We start from the raw sequence: 17115 nt of genomic DNA on the forward strand, positions 1-17115 counted from the left end.
CTCGCCGACCTTCGCCCATGAGTCCAGCACGGCGTCCATCAGCCGGCCTTTCATCGCCTGGTAGTCGCGCGCCCTAGCCTCGCCGAACACCTTGCCCTGCACCACGACCTGCGAGCCGACATCGCTCTGCGGTTTGAGCAGCACCGGGTTCATGTGGACGGTCGGCGTCACGCCGCAGGCGATCGCTTGCAGCCATTGCGCGCGGCCGATCTCGCCGCCACCGGCCTTGTTGTTGCCGGGAATGTCGGCGACGGCGGCATTGTTCGACATGTTCTGCGGCTTGAACGGCCGCACCTTCAGCCCACGCTTCTTCGCCGCACGACAGAGCCCCGCGACCAGCACGCTCTTGCCGACATCGGAGCCGGTGCCTTGCAGCATGATCGCTTTGGCCGCCATCAGCCCCTGCCTTGCGTGACGGTGCCCGGGATTGTCGACTTCTGCGCCAGCGGCCCGCCACGCCAGATGTAGAGCGCGAGCAGCGGCTCCTGGCCCGTTCGCATGGCATGGCTGACGTTCGAAGGATGGTGGATCACCTCGCCGGCTTCGCGAACGTGAAATCCGCTTTCGCCCTTGTGCCACTCCGTGCTGCCGGTCAGCGGAATGTAGATCTCCTCGGCAATGTGATGGTGGTCGGGATAGACGATCGCGGGCCCGAGGATCAGCAAGCCGGCCGCGACCTCGTCATTGACGAAATGGCCGCGCGTGCCGAAAACCTCCAGCCAGCCGTAATTGTCCAGGAACGCCCGGCCGAAATCCGAGACGCTGTAGGTTTGGCCCCAGCGCAGATCGCCGCGATGCTCCGCCACGAATCGCGTCAGGGGCCGGATGTCCGGCGGCGCAAGTTCGGCGATGCGATCGAGATGGCGCAGGCAGGCGAGCCGACGCGGCTGCAGCGGACGCACCGGCATGCCCCAATCGATGCGGGCGACGGCGTCGCTGACCAGAGCGCTGTCCACGGTCCTGAGATAGGCGTGGAAACGATCGAGCAGTTCGTCGAAGACTGTCGTCACGCCATGCTCCGTTGGTCCATCCATGCACAGCCGCTCCGCGACCGGGCGGGTTGCGCGGCGGCATCATTGGTCTAGATTGACTGGCGCGCAAAGCCAAAAACGACAGGCCAGAAGGCCTAAAACGACAGGGAGCACGCCATGGACGCCGCGGTCGATGCGAGCACCAGCCAATTCGAACTCACCGAGGAGCAGCGCGCCATCCAAGAGATGGCCGAGGCCTTCGCCGCCGACCGTGTCGCACCGAACGCGCTCGACTGGGACCGTGCGAAACATTTCCCGGCCGACGTGATTCGCGAAACCGGGCCGCTCGGCCTCGGCGGCATCTATGTCCGCGACGACGTTGGCGGTTCGGCCCTCGGGCGGCTCGATGCCGTGCTGATCTTCGAGGCGCTCGCCCGCGCCGACCCGGCATTTTCATCCTTCATCTCGATCCACAACATGGCGGCGTCGATGATCGACCGCTTCGGCAGCGAGGAGCAGCGCCAGCGTTTCTTGCCGATGCTGACCTCGATGGAATGGCTGGCGAGCTATTGCCTGACCGAGCCGGGCTCCGGCTCGGATGCCGCGGCGCTGAAGACGCGCGCGGTGAAAAGCGGCGGCGACTATGTGCTCAACGGCGCCAAGCAGTTCATCTCCGGCGCCGGCGACAGCGACCTCTATGTCGTCATGGCCCGCACCGGTGCCGACGGACCGAAAGGCATCTCGACCTTCGTCGTGCCCAAGGATGCACCAGGCCTCTCCTTCGGCGCCAACGAGCACAAGATGGGCTGGCACATGCAGTCGACCCGCCAGGTCATCTTCGAGGATTGCAAGGTGCCGGTCGAGAACCTGCTCGCCACGGAAGGCGCAGGCTTCGGCATCGCCATGGCCGGCCTCGACGGCGGCCGGCTGAACATCGCCGCCTGCTCGCTCGGCGGCGCGCAGTCGGCGCTCGACAAGGCTTTATCCTATACAGGCGAGCGCAAGGCCTTCGGCTCGAAGATCAACCAGTTCCAGGCGCTGCAGTTCAGGCTGGCCGACATGGAGACCGAGTTGCAGGCGGCGCGCATCTTCCTCTACGCCGCCGCTTCGAAGCTCGACCGCAAGGCGCCCGACGCCGGCAAATGGTCGGCGATGGCCAAGCGCTTCGTCACCGATGTCGGCTTCGACGTCGCCAACGAGGCGCTGCAGTTGCATGGCGGCTATGGCTATCTACACGATTACGGCGTCGAGAAACTGGTGCGCGACCTGCGCGTCCACCAGATCCTCGAAGGCACTAACGAGATCATGCGCGTCATCATCGCACGCGCGCTGATCGGGCGCTGAACCAGACAATTTCGGGAGAAAAACGATGGCAACCATCGCCTTCATCGGCTTGGGTAATATGGGCAATCCGATGGCCGCCAACCTGGTCAAGGCCGGGCATTCTGTGCACGGCTTCGACCTGGTGCCGGAGAACCTCACCGTCGCCAAGGAGCACGGCGTGACCGTCATGGCCAACGCCCCTGCCGCGGTGAAGGACGCCGATGTCGTCATAACCATGCTGCCTGCCGGCAAGCATGTGCTGTCGGTCTATGAGGACATCGCGCCCAAGGCGAAGAAAGGCGCGCTGTTCATCGACTCTTCCACCATCGACGTCGAATCGGCGCGCAAGGCCCACGCTATCGCCAGCAAGCACGGCCTGCTGTCGATCGACGCGCCGGTCTCGGGCGGCACAGGCGGCGCCACCGCCGGCACGTTGACCTTTATGGCCGGCGGCTCGAAGGACGCCTTCGCCAAGGCCGAGCCGGCCCTGAAGCCGATGGCTGGCCGCATCGTCCATTGCGGCGACGACGGCGCCGGACAGGCGGCCAAGATCTGCAACAACATGATCCTCGGCATCTCGATGATCGGCGTCGCCGAAGCCTTCGTGCTGGCGGAAAAGCTCGGACTGTCGCACCAGGCGCTGTTCGACGTCGCCTCGACCTCGTCGGGCCAATGCTGGTCACTCACCACATATTGCCCGGTGCCAGGGCCGGTGCCGGCCTCGCCCGCCAACCGCGACTACAAGCCGGGCTTCGCCGCCGCCCTCATGCTGAAGGATTTGAAGCTGTCGCAGGAGGCAGCGCAAGGCGCCGGCGCGGTGACGCCGCTCGGGGCCGGGGCGACGCAGCTCTACGCGCTGTTCAACGCGCAGGGAAATGCCGGCGCCGATTTTTCCGGCATTATAAATTTCCTACGCGGCAATCAGGCATAACGCCCTGCTTTCACAGGCTTATTAGCGAGTTTTTTCGGTCAGAAACCGGCAAATTTAGATTTGCTTAAGGTCTCGATAACCGGCCGGTAACGATGTGCCTATAAAACGGACTGCGAGGCGGACATATCGCATCCGCCCGGCGCTCCGGATCAGGTCTCGCGTACCGGAGCCCGTAAGTTTCGCAAGTCGCTTGTAGCGAAACGCCATGCGTATCTGGCAAAGCCGCGTTCCCGATGGGACGCGGTTTTTGCGTTTTGCACCGCCTGTATTTCGATTGCCGCGGTCGGAATTAGCGCGTGGTCTTCGTTGCCAGAGCCCGGCGTACGGCGATCTTGGGATCGCCTATCAGTCCGACATTCCTGCCCGGGGATGCTTACATGCGCCCGCGCAGACCTTCCGGATCGTAGGGCGAGTCGGCAATCACCTTTGCCGAGCGGCGCTCGCCAAGGATTGAAACTTCCAGTTCGGTGCCGGGCGCGGCGAGTTCGAGAGGCAGCAGCGCAAGTGCGATGTCGTGACAAAAACTATAGGAATAGCCTGCCGAGGTGACATGGCCGACGAGCTCGCCATCGCGGTAAACACCCTCGAAGGCGAAAGCGCTGGCACCGTCGGTATCGATCGACAGAGTGGCGATCCGGCGTCCCGTCCCCTGCTTCTGTTTCGCGACCAGCGCCGCCCGGCCGATGAAGTCCCCCTTGTCGAGGCTGACGAAGCGGTCAAGACCGCTTTCCCAGGCCGACAGTTCGGGATTCATGTCGCGGTACATGGCCCGGTAGGACTTGTCGAGACGCAGGGACTCCAGTGCTTGAAGTCCAACCGGTCTGAGCCCGTGCGCCTCGCCCGACGCCAGAAGCGCGTCCAGCAGATGCCGCTGATAACAGAGCGGATGATAGAGCTCCCATCCCAGTTCGCCTGAGTAGTTGACGCGCAGCAGGCGCACGTCGCTGGCCAGGCCGACGGTCCCGGACCGCACGCTGAACCATGGGAAGGCCTCGTTGGAGAGATCGACTTCCGTCAGCGGCTGCAATACCTCCCGCGCCTTCGGTCCAACGATTGTGAAGCTGCCGCGATCGTCGGTGACATTGCGAAGCTGCACGTTGCCGCTCTGCGGCAGCAGCCGGCTCAAGTCGTCAAAATTGCAGCGCTCGGCGCGCGGCGTCGATATGAGGTAGAACAGACCGTTCTGCAGCCGCGCCACCACATACTCGGCCTGCACGCCACCGGCCCGCGTCAGGTGATGGGCAAGGGCGACACGACCGGGACGAGGCAGCTTGTTGGCAAGGATTCCGTCGAGCCAGGCCTCGGTGCCTGGGCCGCTGACCTCGAACTTGGTCATCGGCGTCATCTCGACCAGCCCCACGGCCTGACGGACGGCCTGGACTTCCTCGGCGACGTGGTTGCCTTTGGGGGTCCAGCGCCAGCCATAGATGTTTCGCGCTTCGACACCCGCGGGCGCGAACCAGCTCGGCATCTCCCAGCCGTTCAACACGTCCCATACCGCGCCGAGCTGGCTCAGGCGATCGTAGGACGGTGCCGTTTTCTGTGGTCGCGCCGCCGGCATGTCCTGGCCTGGATAGTGCTGTACCGCGTGCGTACCCCAGGCTTCCCTGACTTTTGCCCGGGTCCAGTTCTTGTTGGCATAGTGGCCAAAGCGGCGGGGATCGAGCTCCGCCGTATCGATGCTGTTGCCGCCCTCCACGATCCGCTCGGAAAGGTAATAGCCGATAGCTCCGCCCCAGAGGATGCCCCCTGGCACGCCTTCGGCGAGCCAGACATTCTCAAGGCCCCAGGCCTGTCCCATCAGCGGCAGTTCATCGGCCGTCATCTGGAAAGGTCCCCGCACATTCCGCTTGATGCCCGCGCGCCCCAGCGCGGGGACCAATTCGCTGGCACGCTCCCAGTTCCAGGAAACAGCGTCGAAATCCTCATCGAGCAAATCGGCGCCGAACCATTCCGGGACGCCGTTTTCGGCGAACAGCTTGAGCTGTTCCGTGCGCTCATAGGGACCGAACAGCAGCCCATCCCCCTCTTCGCGCAGATAGCCCTCGTAGCCCTCGTCCCTGAGGATCGGCATTTCCGGTAGGCCCAGCCGTTTGCGCTCCACAATCTCTGGAACCGCCTCGGTGATCCAGTACTGATGGACGATCGGGATCGCCGGAATGTCCAGACCCAGCATGGCGCCGGTCTGGCGCGCATAGTTGCCCGTAGCAAGGATGACGTGCTCGCAGAGGATGTCGCCGCGCGATGTGTTGACCTTCCACTCGCCGCCCGGCATCCGCTCGAACCCAACAACTTCGGTGTCGAGATGGACCTTCGCGCCGAGGTCGCGTGCGCCCTTGGCCATCGCCTGGGTGACATCCGCGGGTGCAATGTGGCCATCGTCGGGGTGGTAAAGGGCACCCAGCATGTCCTTGTTGTCGAGCAGCGGCCAGATCTCGCGCGCCTCCGCCGGCGATACGATCCGGGCCCGCAGACCCTGGACCTCAGCGACATCCATATAGCTCTTGTACTCGTCGAGCCGGTCGCGCGTGTTGGCAATGCGCAGCTGGCCGCATTTGTGCCAGCCGACACTCTGGCCCGTCTCGGCTTCCAGGCCCTCATAGATCTCAATCGACCTGGCGATCATGCGGCCGACGTTGCGGCTGCGCGCGTAGGACGGAATGAGCCCTGCGGCATGCCATGTCGAGCCGGCGGTAAGCTGCGTCCTCTCCAGCAATGCCACATCGGTCCAGCCGCGTTTCGCCAGGCCATAAAGAATGCCTGTGCCCACGCAGCCGCCACCGACCACGACCGCACGAAAGGAACTCACCATACACGCCTGCCCTTGCATGAAATTGCCGTTGGTTCACATGAACCCTGGCGCATACTGTCAGACGGCATCCGGCTTTTCAGCACATTTCCTGGGCTGGGACACGGCAGTACGGCCCGGCCGTTGGTCCACGATCGCGACTAACGCCCAAGAGAAGCCGGGCGCCGTCGCTGGCGACGCCCGGCTGTTTCGTTCAGCGCTTGCGCAAATCCGCTTCGGCGAGATCGAGTGCCCTGGCGATGCGGTCGCAGGCCATGTCGACCGTCTCGCGCGTCCAGATCAGCGGCGGCGACAGGATCATCGTGTCGCCGGTGGCGCGCAGCATCATGCCTTGGGCGATCGCATGGTCGCGCACGACGACGGCAGCACTTCCCGACGGCAGGTAACGCTCCTTCGTCGCCTTGTCCTTGACGATCTCGATCGCCCCCATCAGTCCGATCGAGCGCACCTCGCCGACCAGATTGTGCCCGGCGATGCGCTCCTGCAGCACCTGGGCGAAGTAGGGACCGGTGTCGTTCCTGACCCGCTCGACCAGGCCTTCGCGCTCGATGATCTCGAGGTTCTTCAGCGCCACGGCGCAGGCCACGGGGTGACCGGAATAGGTGTAGCCGTGATAGAACTCGCCGCCCTTCTCGACCAGCGTCGCACTGATGCGGTCGCCGACCAGCAGCGCCGACAGCGGCTGGTAGCCGGACGTCAGCGCCTTGGCCGTTGTGATGGTGTCGGGCTCGACGCCGAAGGTCTGCGCCGCGAACCATTCGCCGGTGCGGCCATAGCCGGTGATCACCTCGTCGAGCATCAGGAGCACGTCGTACTTGCGGCAGATGCGTTGCACTTCCGGCCAGTAGCTCAGCGGCGGGATCTTCACCCCGCCGGCACCCATCACCGGCTCGCCGATGAAGGCGGCCACCTTGTCGGCGCCGGCCTCGAGGATGGCGTCCTCGACGGCCTTGGCCGCGCGCAGGCCGAAATCATGGTCGCTTTCGCCGGGCAGCGCGAGTTCGTAGGCATAGGGCATCATCACATGGACGATGTTGGGAACGGCGCCGCCGAGCTGCTTGTGCATCGGCTCCATGCCGCCGAGCGAGGTGCCGGCAATGGTCGAACCGTGATAGCCCATCTTGCGCGAGATGACGCGGTTCTTCTCCGGCTTGCCCTCGAGCGCCCAGTAGTGACGGACGAGCCTGAGCGCCGTGTCGTTGGCCTCCGAGCCGGACGAGCCGTAGAACACTTGGCCGACGTGCTTCGGCGCCAGTTCCGCCAGCTTCTTCGACAACAGCACAGGCGTCGGCGTCGAGCATTTGAAGAAGGAGTTGTAGTAGGGCAGCTCCTTCATCTGGGCATAGCCGGCCTCGGCCAGCTCATTGCGGCCATAGCCGACATTGACGCACCACAGGCCGGCCATGCCGTCGAGGATCTCGGTGCCCTCGGCATCATAGATGAACGGCCCGTCGGCACGGGTGATGATGCGCGAGCCGATCTCGCGCAGTTCCTTGTGGTCGGTGAACGGGTGAAGGTGATGCGCGGCGTCGATCTGCTGAAGCTGCTTCAGCGAATAGTTCTGATAGGTCATGGATTTGATCTTTCCTCTGGAATCAATCCGGCAAATGCCGGGGCTGGATTCGTCAGAGACAGGCGGGCGGCGAATAGCCGATGCGGGCGCAAAGCCTGAGCAGCTCAGCACGAAGCGTGCGCGGTGACGGCGTCACCGCAACCCCGAAGGCGCCTGATGTCTTCGTGCAAGCCATGGCGGCACCTTAAGCCGCCCTTGGCCTTGAATTCAAGCCGTGGCAGGTTTTCGAAAGTGCATCGGATTATCCGAAAACCGGTTTCCCCTTTTCCGTCCGATGCTCCAGCGCCCGCTGCAGGAAGACATAGCGCATCGCCGTTTGCGCCGCTTGAGGACGACGATCGCCGCGCCCGCCATGTCCGCCTTCCGTTTCCTCGAAGAACAGCGTCCTGCCGTGGCCGGCCTCCTGCAGGCGCGCCGCCATCTTGCGGGCATGGCCGGGATGGACGCGGTCGTCCGCGGTTGAGGTCATCAGCAGAACCGGCGGATAGTCGCCACCCACTTTGACATGTTGATAGGGCGAGTAGGCCGCCAGCCATGCCGCCTCTTCCGGCTTCGAGGGATCGCCATATTCGGCGATCCACGAAGCCCCGGGCGGCAGTTCAGTGTAGCGCAGCATGTCGAGCAGCGGCACGTCGATGATGACGGCCCCGAACAGTTCCGGACGCTGGATCAGTGACGTGCCGGTCAGCAGGCCGCCGTTTGAGCCACCCTGGATCCCGAGCTGCGCCGCCGTCGTGATGCCGCGCTTGACGAGATCCTCTGCCACCGCGGCGAAATCGTCGAAGGCGTTCTGACGGTTACCCTTGAGCGCCGCCTGGTGCCAGGCCGGGCCGAACTCGCCGCCGCCGCGTATGTTGGCTTGCACATAGGCGTTGCCCTTCTCCAGCCAGAGCCGGCCGCGCACGCCGGCATAGCCCGGCAGAAGCGGCACCTCGAAGCCGCCATAGCCGTAGAGCAGCGTCGGCACCGGTCCGCCCTGGTCGCGCCGCCTGACCACGAAATAGGGGATCATCGTGCCATCGCTCGAGCGTGCCTCGAACTGTTCGGAGATGAAGGGCGAGGCATCGAAGCGCGCCGGCTGCGCCTTCACTGTCTTCAGCGTCTCGCCGTCGTCGTCCGACCAGATGATCGAGCTCGGCGTCAGGAAATCGGTGAAGGAGAACGAGACACTGGCGCCGAAATGCTCCGCATGGCTGATGCCAACATTGCCGTTTTCGGGCAGACCGACTGGCTTCAGCGACCAGCTTTTTCCCGTCCGGTCGCAAGCGACGACTTTACCGCGCACATTGTCCATCAGGTTGATGAACAGCCGCTGATCGGTGCGGGCCAACCCAGCGATCGAAACGCGAGGCGCCGGCGCGAGTACGGTTTCGACCGGTCCCAGCACGCTGGTGTCGATCCAACGTCCGAAATCCAGTGAGTAAAGCCCATCGGGCAGGCAGCGCGTGCCGTCCGGCGCCGTCCACGGGCTGCGCACGCCGAAGACGAGTTGTCCGTGGAAGATCGCGGTGTCGGTCGCGTCGTCTGGCAGCGGGATGCGTCGGTTCTCGCCGGAAGCGAGCCGCAGGAAGCTGTGCGAGGAGAAGAAGTCGATGGTGCGGGCCAGGAACAGATGCCGCCTGTTGCCGTCGATCTCGACCCCGCCGCCAGCCGCAAGATCCTGCTTGTCGGCCTCGAAGATCGGCGTGGCGTCTTCAAGCCTGGTGCCGCGCTTCCACAGCTTGACCACGCGCGGATAGCCGGACTGCGTCTTGTCGTCCTCCTCGAAGGCCGCCGAGACGATGACGGTGCCCTCGTCCAGCCAGGAAAAACCCGACTTCGAGGCGGGCGCACGAAAACCGCCTTCGACGAAGGACTTCGCGGCGATGTCGAATTCGCGCATTTCACTGGCATCGCCGCCGTCCGGCGACATGCTCACCAGGCAGCGGTTGAAGTCCGGGTAAAGCCGGCTCGCACCGCTGAACACCCATTTGACGCCCTCTTTGGCCGAGAGCACGTCGAAATCGATGATCGTCTCCCATTCGGGCTTTTCGGTCTTGTAGGAAGCGACCGTCGTGCGGCGCCACAGGCCCAGCACGTTGGTCTTGTCCTGCCAGAAATTGTACACATGGCCGTTGATTGCCGCTCCGACCGGGATGTTGTCCTCGGCCGTCATCAGGTCGAGCGCGGTTTCGAACGAAGCCTGGTAGCCGGGATCCCCCTGCAATTCGACGACGGTGACCCCGTTCTGAGCGTGCACCCAGTCGAGCGCCTCCTTGCTGCTGCGGTCTTCCAGCCAGAGATAGGGATCGTGGGCGGCCGGTTCAGTCTGGCTCTTTGTCGTCGATTGGGTCACGCGCGATCTCCGAAGGCATTGTCAGGCGGTTTCGCCTACATCGCCTCACGGACGCCCACATTCAAGATGGCAACGACAGCTTGTCGCGACGAAAGCGGCCTTTCGTTCACACCACACGCCTGCGTAAAACGGTCGCCACCGCCAGCGCAGCGCAAATCGTGCCGAGCGTGATCGGCAGACCGGAGGCGCCGATCGCATCCATGACGCCGCCGGTGAGCGGCGGCACCAGGATGCCGCCGACGCCCCACATCAGCGAGAAGGCGGCATTGCCGGCGACCAGCGCCGAGCCCGTGAAGCGCTCGCCGAGTTCGATGATCGACATCGTATAGATGCCGTAGGAGACAGCCCCCCAGATGAACACGCAGGGCCAGATCAACGGCGTCTCGATGAGCAGCGGCAACAGCACGCAGCCGAGCACGGTGAGCGCCACGCACAGGAATCGCACCAGGCGCGCCGTCAGCCGTTCGGCCAGCAGGCCGAGCGGCACCTGCATGGCGATGTTGCCGGCGATCATCGCCGACAGCAGCGCCGACATGCTGGCCTCGGCAATGCCGTAGTGGGTGCCGTAGACCGGCAGCAGCGCCAGCACCGCCTGCTCGAAGCCGGCGGCCACGACCACGGCGGCGAGCAGCAGCCATGCCTTTGGCATGAAGCCCATCACCGAAACCTGGTGTCCGGCCTCGTCGACCTTGGGCAGGCGCCCGAGCACCAGCGCCAGGCAGCCGCCGCAGAAGACAAACGCGGAGATGCCGACCAGGAATGGCGGCCAGCCCTCGGTGCCGACCGCAAGCAGGCAGAGCGGACCTGTGGCGAAGCCGGCCGAAATGACAGTCGAATATACGCCCATGACGCGGCCGCGGCGCGACGGTGGCGCCAGCGCGATCACCCAGATTTCGCTGAGAACATAGAGCGGGTTGGTGACGACGCCGATCAGGAAGCGCAGCGGGAACCACAGATAGACGTTCTGCGTCCAGCCGACCAGCGCCAGCGCGAGCGCGGAAAGCGCGGCGCAGGTAAGTGCTGTCCGCCCTGGGCCGAAACGGCGCGCCAGCGCCGGGATCATCGGCGAGGACAGGATGAAGCCGATCGGCGTCATCGCCGCCGAAAGGCCGATCATCGCCGGCGAGATGCCCTGGCGCTGCAGGATGAAGCTGAGCAGCGGGTAGCTTAAACCTTGCGCTATGGCGAAGACCGAGACGGTCGCGATCACGCCGGTGATCGCCGCCCATTGCATTGTCTCGTCGCTGTTCGTTTCCGCAGCGCTCATGGCCATTCCTCCGCCGGCAGCCTTAGCGGTTCGGCTGAACAGCCGTAACCCCCTCGCCCGCGAAAACCGCTTGCTCCAGCCAAACCCTGTCAGGAACTTCGCGGCTGGCCGACCTGTAGAGCGCAACACCCACCAGCAGCGCATCGAGCCCGACGATCACCGCCGGCAGGCCAAGCGGGCCGATTGCCTGCATCAGCGCCCCGCCGCCGGGCGGGTCGACAATGCCGCCGGCGCCGACGTCAGCGAGAAGGCGGCATTGCCGGCCAACGGCCACTGCGCATGGAAGGCACGCGGACAAAGGCTACGGGAAATAGCGAGCGATCGCCCCCTTCTTGCCGTCGGCATAGGGCTTCAGCCACTTGTCGTCGATGGAAATCCCGTCGTCGGCCGAAGGCCCCTTTCCGATTGTCCGGCGCCAGGCGCGGAACTTGTAATGGTCGAAGACGTCGAGCATGTGCACCGCATAAGCGGCGGCAAAGGTTTTGTCGCCTTCGACGATGACCAGGTTCTCGTCATTTTCGTACGACGCCTTGTAGCCAAGGTTGTGGCTGCCGGTGATGACGGTGGCATTGTCCTCCATCGGATCGATGATGACGATCTTGTCGTGCACGATGGCGTGGCCAACGGTCAGCACCTCCGCCTGGAAATCGCGGGCGACTGTGGCGCCGGTCAGGTTTGCCGCCCTGACGATCGAGACGTTCGGCGCCTCCCAGACCTTCTCCGGATAGACGAAGGGCGACTTGCCGTCCTTGTTCGATTTGTGAGTCACCGGATCCTTGGTCGGCGCGACATAGTTGGGCATGGCGGTCTCGTCGCTGATCGCACCCTGCACGATCAGCTTCGGATCTGCATTCGCCGCCGCGACCGCCTGGTCAACGATCGAGTTCTCGCCGAGCCGCGACGGATTGAACACGAGGAAGAGCACCGCGCGCTTCGCCGCCTTGATGCGGGCGAAGACGTCCGCGAGGTCGACCGGGCGCACCGAGATATCCTTCTTGCTACGCTCGGGATCGTTCGGCGAAAACCACACCGTCATGCCGTCCAGCGGTGCCGAGGCGCCGTTCAGCGGGTTCGAAATGTGGTTTTCCGCGCGAAACGGCACGCCCTGCTTTTGCGCCACATGTCCGGCGGCACTTTCGCTCGCCGGCGGTGGGAAGACGTCGGCCTTCATGCGCTCCCAATAGGCATTGAACACTTCCGCAATCGCCGGGTCGTCGCGGATGAAGGCGTTGTTGGATTGCCCGCAGATGCCGGTCGAGGTCCAGTTGGTGCTGCCGGTCATCACCGCCTGTGGATTGCCCTGGGCATCGCGGTAGACGGCGAACTTGTTGTGGCCGATATGGTTGTTGTTGAACAGGCGGTCCGTCACCGTGACGCCAGCGTCGCGCAGGCGTTTCCTGAACGGCGCGTTACCGAAATCCCAGGCCTTCGTCTGGTCGTCTTTGCCCGAATTGGCAAGAATGACCTCGACGACATCCTTGGCGGCGACGATCGCGTCGCACAATTCGTCGTCGCCAAGCTCATAGAGCGCGAGCCTGACGGTGCCACCTTCGGCCTTGGCCCGCTTCATCAGGCTGGTCAGCACATCAGGCACATCTCCATGCAGATAGGCGCGTATCTTGCTCGCCGGGTTCTGCAGCTCCGCCCTGATCTTATCGCGCTGCCCGACCTTGATGCCGGCTTCCGCCAGTGCGCGCGACATCCACTGCGTCGACAAAACACCATTGGTGAAGGCGACCCGCGCCTTGCCGAACATCTGTCCGAGGAAGATCGGCGGGCTGACGGCGCCCTGGCCGAGATAGCCGAGCGGCCGCGGCGTTCCGGCATAGGCAGGTTTGCCGTCCACCACCTGGTCCGGACACACCGGCACCGGTTCGAGTCCCGGTTTCATGTCGCCAACCGGGCGCACGCGATAGGCGATCATCTCGCCTTCCGGCCTCAGATCGATGCTGTCGCGGCGCCGGCGCATCGTGAGGTCGCGCCAGAAGGTCTTCTGCACCGGCCAGACGCCGGTGTCCTGGGGTATCCACCTTGGATTGCGCTGTCCCTTGAACGGCACCCACGCCGCCAGGCAGCGCTCCTCCCCGGTGTCGGGATAGAGGCGGACGATCTCGAAGCCGAGGCAGCCCGGGATCATCCCGTCAATATCCCACGCCAGGAACGCGACCTCGTTGTTGGTCGCCGCACGCACTTTGATGACATCAGGCATCGCTACCCCCTCGAGATGCTCGGCGCACAAGTATAGCGGAAGTAAAAGACGGAACTGTAACAGGCTTCACGTTGCGGGACGGCAGGCGATCGGATGCCCTTCCGTCATGTCGCTTCCCTAATCCTAGTGGTCGCCGCCTCCTTACCGGCGGCATTGGCGGCGGTCCATTATGCCGCTCACTTTCGCATCCCATGAGGCTTTTCATGACCGCTGCCCTCCCCCCCGCCGAACCGGCACTGGCAACCGATCGCGCCCGCCGTGGTGGCCGCGCGGGCAAGCGCGCCGGCGGCTCGGCTGCGTTCGAGCAGCCGCCCTTCCGGCAGCTGAGGAATCCGCTCACGCCGACCAGGCTGGTTTCCGACGACGAATTGGAATCGATCCACCTCGCTTCACTGCGGGTCTTGAAGGAGATCGGCGTCGACGTGCTGCATGACGAAGCGCGCCGCATCATGAAGGAACATGGAGCTGATGTGACCGCGGGCAGCGAGCGGGTGCGCTTCGACAGCGACCTAATCCTCGAATTGATCTCGCACTGCCCGTCGGAATTCACGCTGCATGCCCGCAACCCGGCGCACAATGTGCGCTTCGGCGGCAACAACGTGATCCTCTCGATGATGGCCTCGGCGCCCAACTGCTCCGATCTCGACCGCGGCCGCCGGCCGGGCAACCAGGCCGACTACCGCAACTTCCTGCGCCTGGCGCAGATGCACAACATCCTCAACTGCACCGGCGGCTATCCGGTCGAGCCGATCGACATCCACCCCTCGGTCCGGCACCTGGAATGCATCCGCGACCTCGCCATGCTGACCGACAAGGTGTTCCACGTCTATTCGCTCGGCAAGGAGCGCAATGTCGACGGCATCGAGATCGCCAGGATCGCGCGCGGCGTCAGCCATGAGCAGATGCTGGAAGAGCCTTCCGTCTTCACCATCATCAACACCAACTCGCCACTCAAGCTCGACGTGCCGATGATGGAAGGCATCATCCAGATGTCGAGCAAAGGCCAGGTCGTCATCGTCACGCCGTTCACGCTGTCGGGCGCGATGGCGCCTGTCACAATCGCCGGCGCGCTGGTGCAGCAGAATGCGGAAGCGCTATCAGGCATCGCGTTTGCGCAGATGGTGAAGACAGGCGCGCCGGTCGGCTATGGCGGCTTCACCTCCAATGTCGACATGAAGTCGGGCGCGCCGGCCTTCGGCACGCCCGAATACATGAAGGCGCAGCTCGTCGGCGGCCAGCTCGCCCGCCGCTACAACATCCCCTACCGCACCTCCAACACCTGCGCTGCCAACACGGTCGACGCACAGGCCGCCTACGAAAGCGTCTTTTCGCTGTGGGGCGCCATCCAGGGCGGCGGCAATCTGATGATGCACGGGGCCGGCTGGCTCGAGGGCGGCCTGCGCTGCTCCTACGAAAAGACCATCCTCGACATCGACCTGCTGCAGATGGTGGCCGAGTTCCTGACCCCGCTCGACCTGTCCGAGGACGCGCTCGGCTTCGACGCCATCCAGTCGGTCGGCCCGGGCGGCCACTTCTTCGGCACCCAGCACACGCAGGACCGCTACAAGACCGCCTTCTACTCGCCAATCCTCTCCGACTGGCGCAATTTCGAAAGCTGGACGGAAGCCGGTTCGCCAACGGCGCTCGAAAAGGCCAACCGGGTCTGGAAGGAGCGGCTGGCGTCCTACGAAGAACCCTATATGGACCCGGCGACCCGCGAAGAACTCAACGACTTCGTCGAGAAACGCCGCGCCGAAGGCGGCGCCCCGACCGATTTTTGATTTTCTGCGCGCCAATCGGTGCGCCGGTCAATGTCTGGCGGCGCGCCGAAACATGATTCAATCTCTTCAAACACGGACCTATCTTCATGAAATCTCACGTCAAAGCGGTTGTCATCGGCGGCGGTGTTGTTGGCTGCTCGGTGCTCTACCATCTGGCCAAGGCCGGCTGGACCGACATCATGCTGATCGAGCGTTCGGAACTGACCTCGGGCTCCTCCTGGCATGCGGCGGGCGGCTTTCACACGCTGAACGGCGACCCCAACGTCGCCAAGCTGCAGGCCTATACGGTGCAGCTCTACAAGGAGATCGAGGAGCTTTCCGGCCAGTCCTGCTCGCTGCACCTCACCGGCGGCGTGATGATGGCGGATACGCCTGAGCGCATGGACTTTCTGCGGCTCGCCCACGCCAAGGGCCGATATCTCGGCATGGACACCGAGCTGATCACGCCGTCGGAAGCCAAGGCGATGTTCCCGCTGATGGACGACAAGAACTTCGTCGGCGCCATGTGGGATCCGGTCGAAGGCCATCTCGACCCGTCCGGCACGACCATCGCCTATTCGAAGGCGGCGAAGAAGCTTGGCGCTGAGATCGTGCTGCGCAACCGTGTCGTCGACCTGACGCAGCAGCCGGACGGCACCTGGAACGTCGTTACCGAACAGGGCACGGTCCACGCCGAGCACGTCGTCAACTGCGGTGGCCTGTGGGCGCGCGAGATCGGCCGCATGGTCGGCGTCGAGCTGCCGGTGCTGGCGATGGAGCATATGTACCTGCTCACCGAGCCGATGCCGGAGGTCGAGGAGTTCAACAAGTCGACTGGCCGCGAGATGATCGGCGTGCTCGATTTCAAGGGCGAGATCTATACCCGCCAGGAGCGCAACGGCATCCTGCTCGGCACCTATGAAAAGGCCTGCAAGCCGTGGTCGCCGGTCAACACGCCCTGGGATTTCGGCCATGAACTCTTGCAGCCCGACATCGATCGCATCGCGCCGTCGCTGGAGATCGGCTTCAAGCATTTCCCCGGCATCGAGAAGGCCGGCATCAAGCAGATCATCAATGGCCCCTTCACCTTCGCGCTCGACGGCAACCCGCTGGTAGGCCCGGTGCAGGGCCTGACCAATTTCTGGTGCGCCTGCGCCGTGATGGCCGGCTTCAGCCAGGGCGGCGGCGTCGGCCTCGCGCTCTCCAACTGGATGGTGCATGGCGATCCGGGCTTCGACGTCTGGGGCATGGATGTGGCCCGCTTCGGCGAATGGGCGAGCCTGCGGTACACCAATGCCAAGGTGCGCGAGAATTATTCGCGCCGCTTCTCGATCCGCTTCCCGAACGAAGAGTTGCCCGCCGCCCGCCCCGCGCAGACGACGCCGCTCTACGACACCATGCTCGCCAACAACGCCGTCATGGGCGACTCGTGGGGCTTGGAAACCCCGCTCTGGTTCGCCCCGAAGGGTACCGAGCCCAAGGACATCGTCTCCTTCCATCGCTCCAACGACTTCGGCCCGATCGGCGAGGAGGTGCGCGCCACGCGTGAGAAGGTCGGCGTCACCGAGATCGCCAACTTCGCCAAATACGAAGTCTCCGGACCGTCAGCCGAGGAATTCCTCAACCGGCTGATGACCAACCGCATGCCGAAGGTTGGCCGCATCGTGCTGACCCCGATGGTCAACGAGTTCGGCAAGCTGATCGGCGACTTCACCATCGCCAAGTCAGGCGAGGACCGCTTCATGATCTGGGGCTCGTCGGCCGCGCAGAAATACCATATGCGCTGGTTCGAGAAGCACCTGCCGAAGGACGGCTCCGTGCGCATCCACCGCTTCGACCAGACACTGGTCGGCCTGTCGATCGCCGGGCCGAAATCTCGCGACCTGCTGCAGAAGCTGGTCGATGTCGACATCTCCACCAAGGCCTTCCGATTCATG

At 64.4% G+C, this 17115-nt stretch carries 12 protein-coding genes and 1 pseudogene; 4 read left to right on the forward strand and 9 right to left on the reverse strand.

Going from position 1 to position 17115, the window contains the following annotated elements:
• Together EN781_RS06065 and EN781_RS06070 are read right to left on the reverse strand one after the other, a co-directional pair.
• A pseudogene (locus tag EN781_RS06065) lies at window positions 1–396 on the reverse strand (AAA family ATPase); the annotation flags it as partial.
• Window positions 396–1010, reverse strand: a complete 615-nt coding sequence (locus tag EN781_RS06070) for a dimethylsulfonioproprionate lyase family protein (RefSeq protein WP_126059053.1) — start codon at window positions 1008–1010, stop codon at window positions 396–398. The gene EN781_RS06070 and the pseudogene EN781_RS06065, both read right to left, overlap by 1 nt.
• Before the next feature lie 138 nt (window positions 1011–1148).
• Between EN781_RS06070 and EN781_RS06075 the strand changes: the two genes are divergently transcribed.
• Window positions 1149–2315, forward strand: coding sequence for an isobutyryl-CoA dehydrogenase (locus tag EN781_RS06075; protein WP_126054121.1), 1167 nt, complete (start codon window positions 1149–1151; stop codon window positions 2313–2315).
• A gap of 25 nt (window positions 2316–2340) precedes the next feature.
• A complete protein-coding gene (mmsB, locus tag EN781_RS06080; protein ID WP_126054120.1) occupies window positions 2341–3225 on the forward strand; it encodes a 3-hydroxyisobutyrate dehydrogenase in 885 nt (294 codons plus the stop codon).
• Between the two features lie 373 nt (window positions 3226–3598).
• Here mmsB and EN781_RS06085 read toward each other — a convergent pair whose 3' ends face one another.
• The 7 genes from EN781_RS06085 to EN781_RS06115 form a co-directional block, all read right to left on the reverse strand.
• Window positions 3599–6037 (reverse strand): FAD-dependent oxidoreductase, encoded by a 2439-nt coding sequence (locus tag EN781_RS06085; RefSeq protein WP_126054119.1) that lies wholly within the window; start codon window positions 6035–6037, stop codon window positions 3599–3601.
• Between the two features lie 190 nt (window positions 6038–6227).
• Window positions 6228–7607: an aspartate aminotransferase family protein gene (locus EN781_RS06090; protein ID WP_126054118.1), complete on the reverse strand. Its 1380-nt coding sequence runs from the start codon at window positions 7605–7607 to the stop codon at window positions 6228–6230.
• A 52-nt stretch (window positions 7608–7659) separates the two neighbouring features.
• Window positions 7660–7782, reverse strand: coding sequence for a capsid protein (locus tag EN781_RS34710; RefSeq protein ID WP_126054117.1), 123 nt, complete (start codon window positions 7780–7782; stop codon window positions 7660–7662).
• Window positions 7783–7848: 66 nt separating this feature from the next.
• Complete coding sequence (locus EN781_RS06100; RefSeq protein WP_126054116.1) at window positions 7849–9942, reverse strand: prolyl oligopeptidase family protein; 2094 nt, start codon at window positions 9940–9942, stop codon at window positions 7849–7851.
• A 106-nt stretch (window positions 9943–10048) separates the two neighbouring features.
• The gene (locus EN781_RS06105) at window positions 10049–11209 is read right to left on the reverse strand and encodes an MFS transporter (RefSeq protein WP_126054115.1); all 1161 of its coding nucleotides are present in this window, start codon (window positions 11207–11209) and stop codon (window positions 10049–10051) included.
• Window positions 11210–11231: 22 nt separating this feature from the next.
• Entirely contained in the window at window positions 11232–11483 is a 252-nt protein-coding gene (locus EN781_RS06110) for a hypothetical protein (protein ID WP_245492549.1), read from the reverse strand.
• A gap of 27 nt (window positions 11484–11510) precedes the next feature.
• The gene (locus EN781_RS06115) at window positions 11511–13418 is read right to left on the reverse strand and encodes a phospholipase D-like domain-containing protein (RefSeq protein WP_126054114.1); all 1908 of its coding nucleotides are present in this window, start codon (window positions 13416–13418) and stop codon (window positions 11511–11513) included.
• A gap of 203 nt (window positions 13419–13621) precedes the next feature.
• Between EN781_RS06115 and EN781_RS06120 the strand changes: the two genes are divergently transcribed.
• Window positions 13622–15199: a trimethylamine methyltransferase family protein gene (locus tag EN781_RS06120; RefSeq protein ID WP_127399854.1), complete on the forward strand. Its 1578-nt coding sequence runs from the start codon at window positions 13622–13624 to the stop codon at window positions 15197–15199.
• A gap of 86 nt (window positions 15200–15285) precedes the next feature.
• A partial coding sequence (locus EN781_RS06125) for an FAD-dependent oxidoreductase (protein ID WP_145965452.1) occupies window positions 15286–17115 on the forward strand: 1830 nt, incomplete at its 3' end.

The organism is Mesorhizobium sp. M4A.F.Ca.ET.090.04.2.1 (assembly GCF_003999085.1).
Taxonomy (GTDB): Bacteria; Pseudomonadota; Alphaproteobacteria; order Rhizobiales; family Rhizobiaceae; genus Mesorhizobium.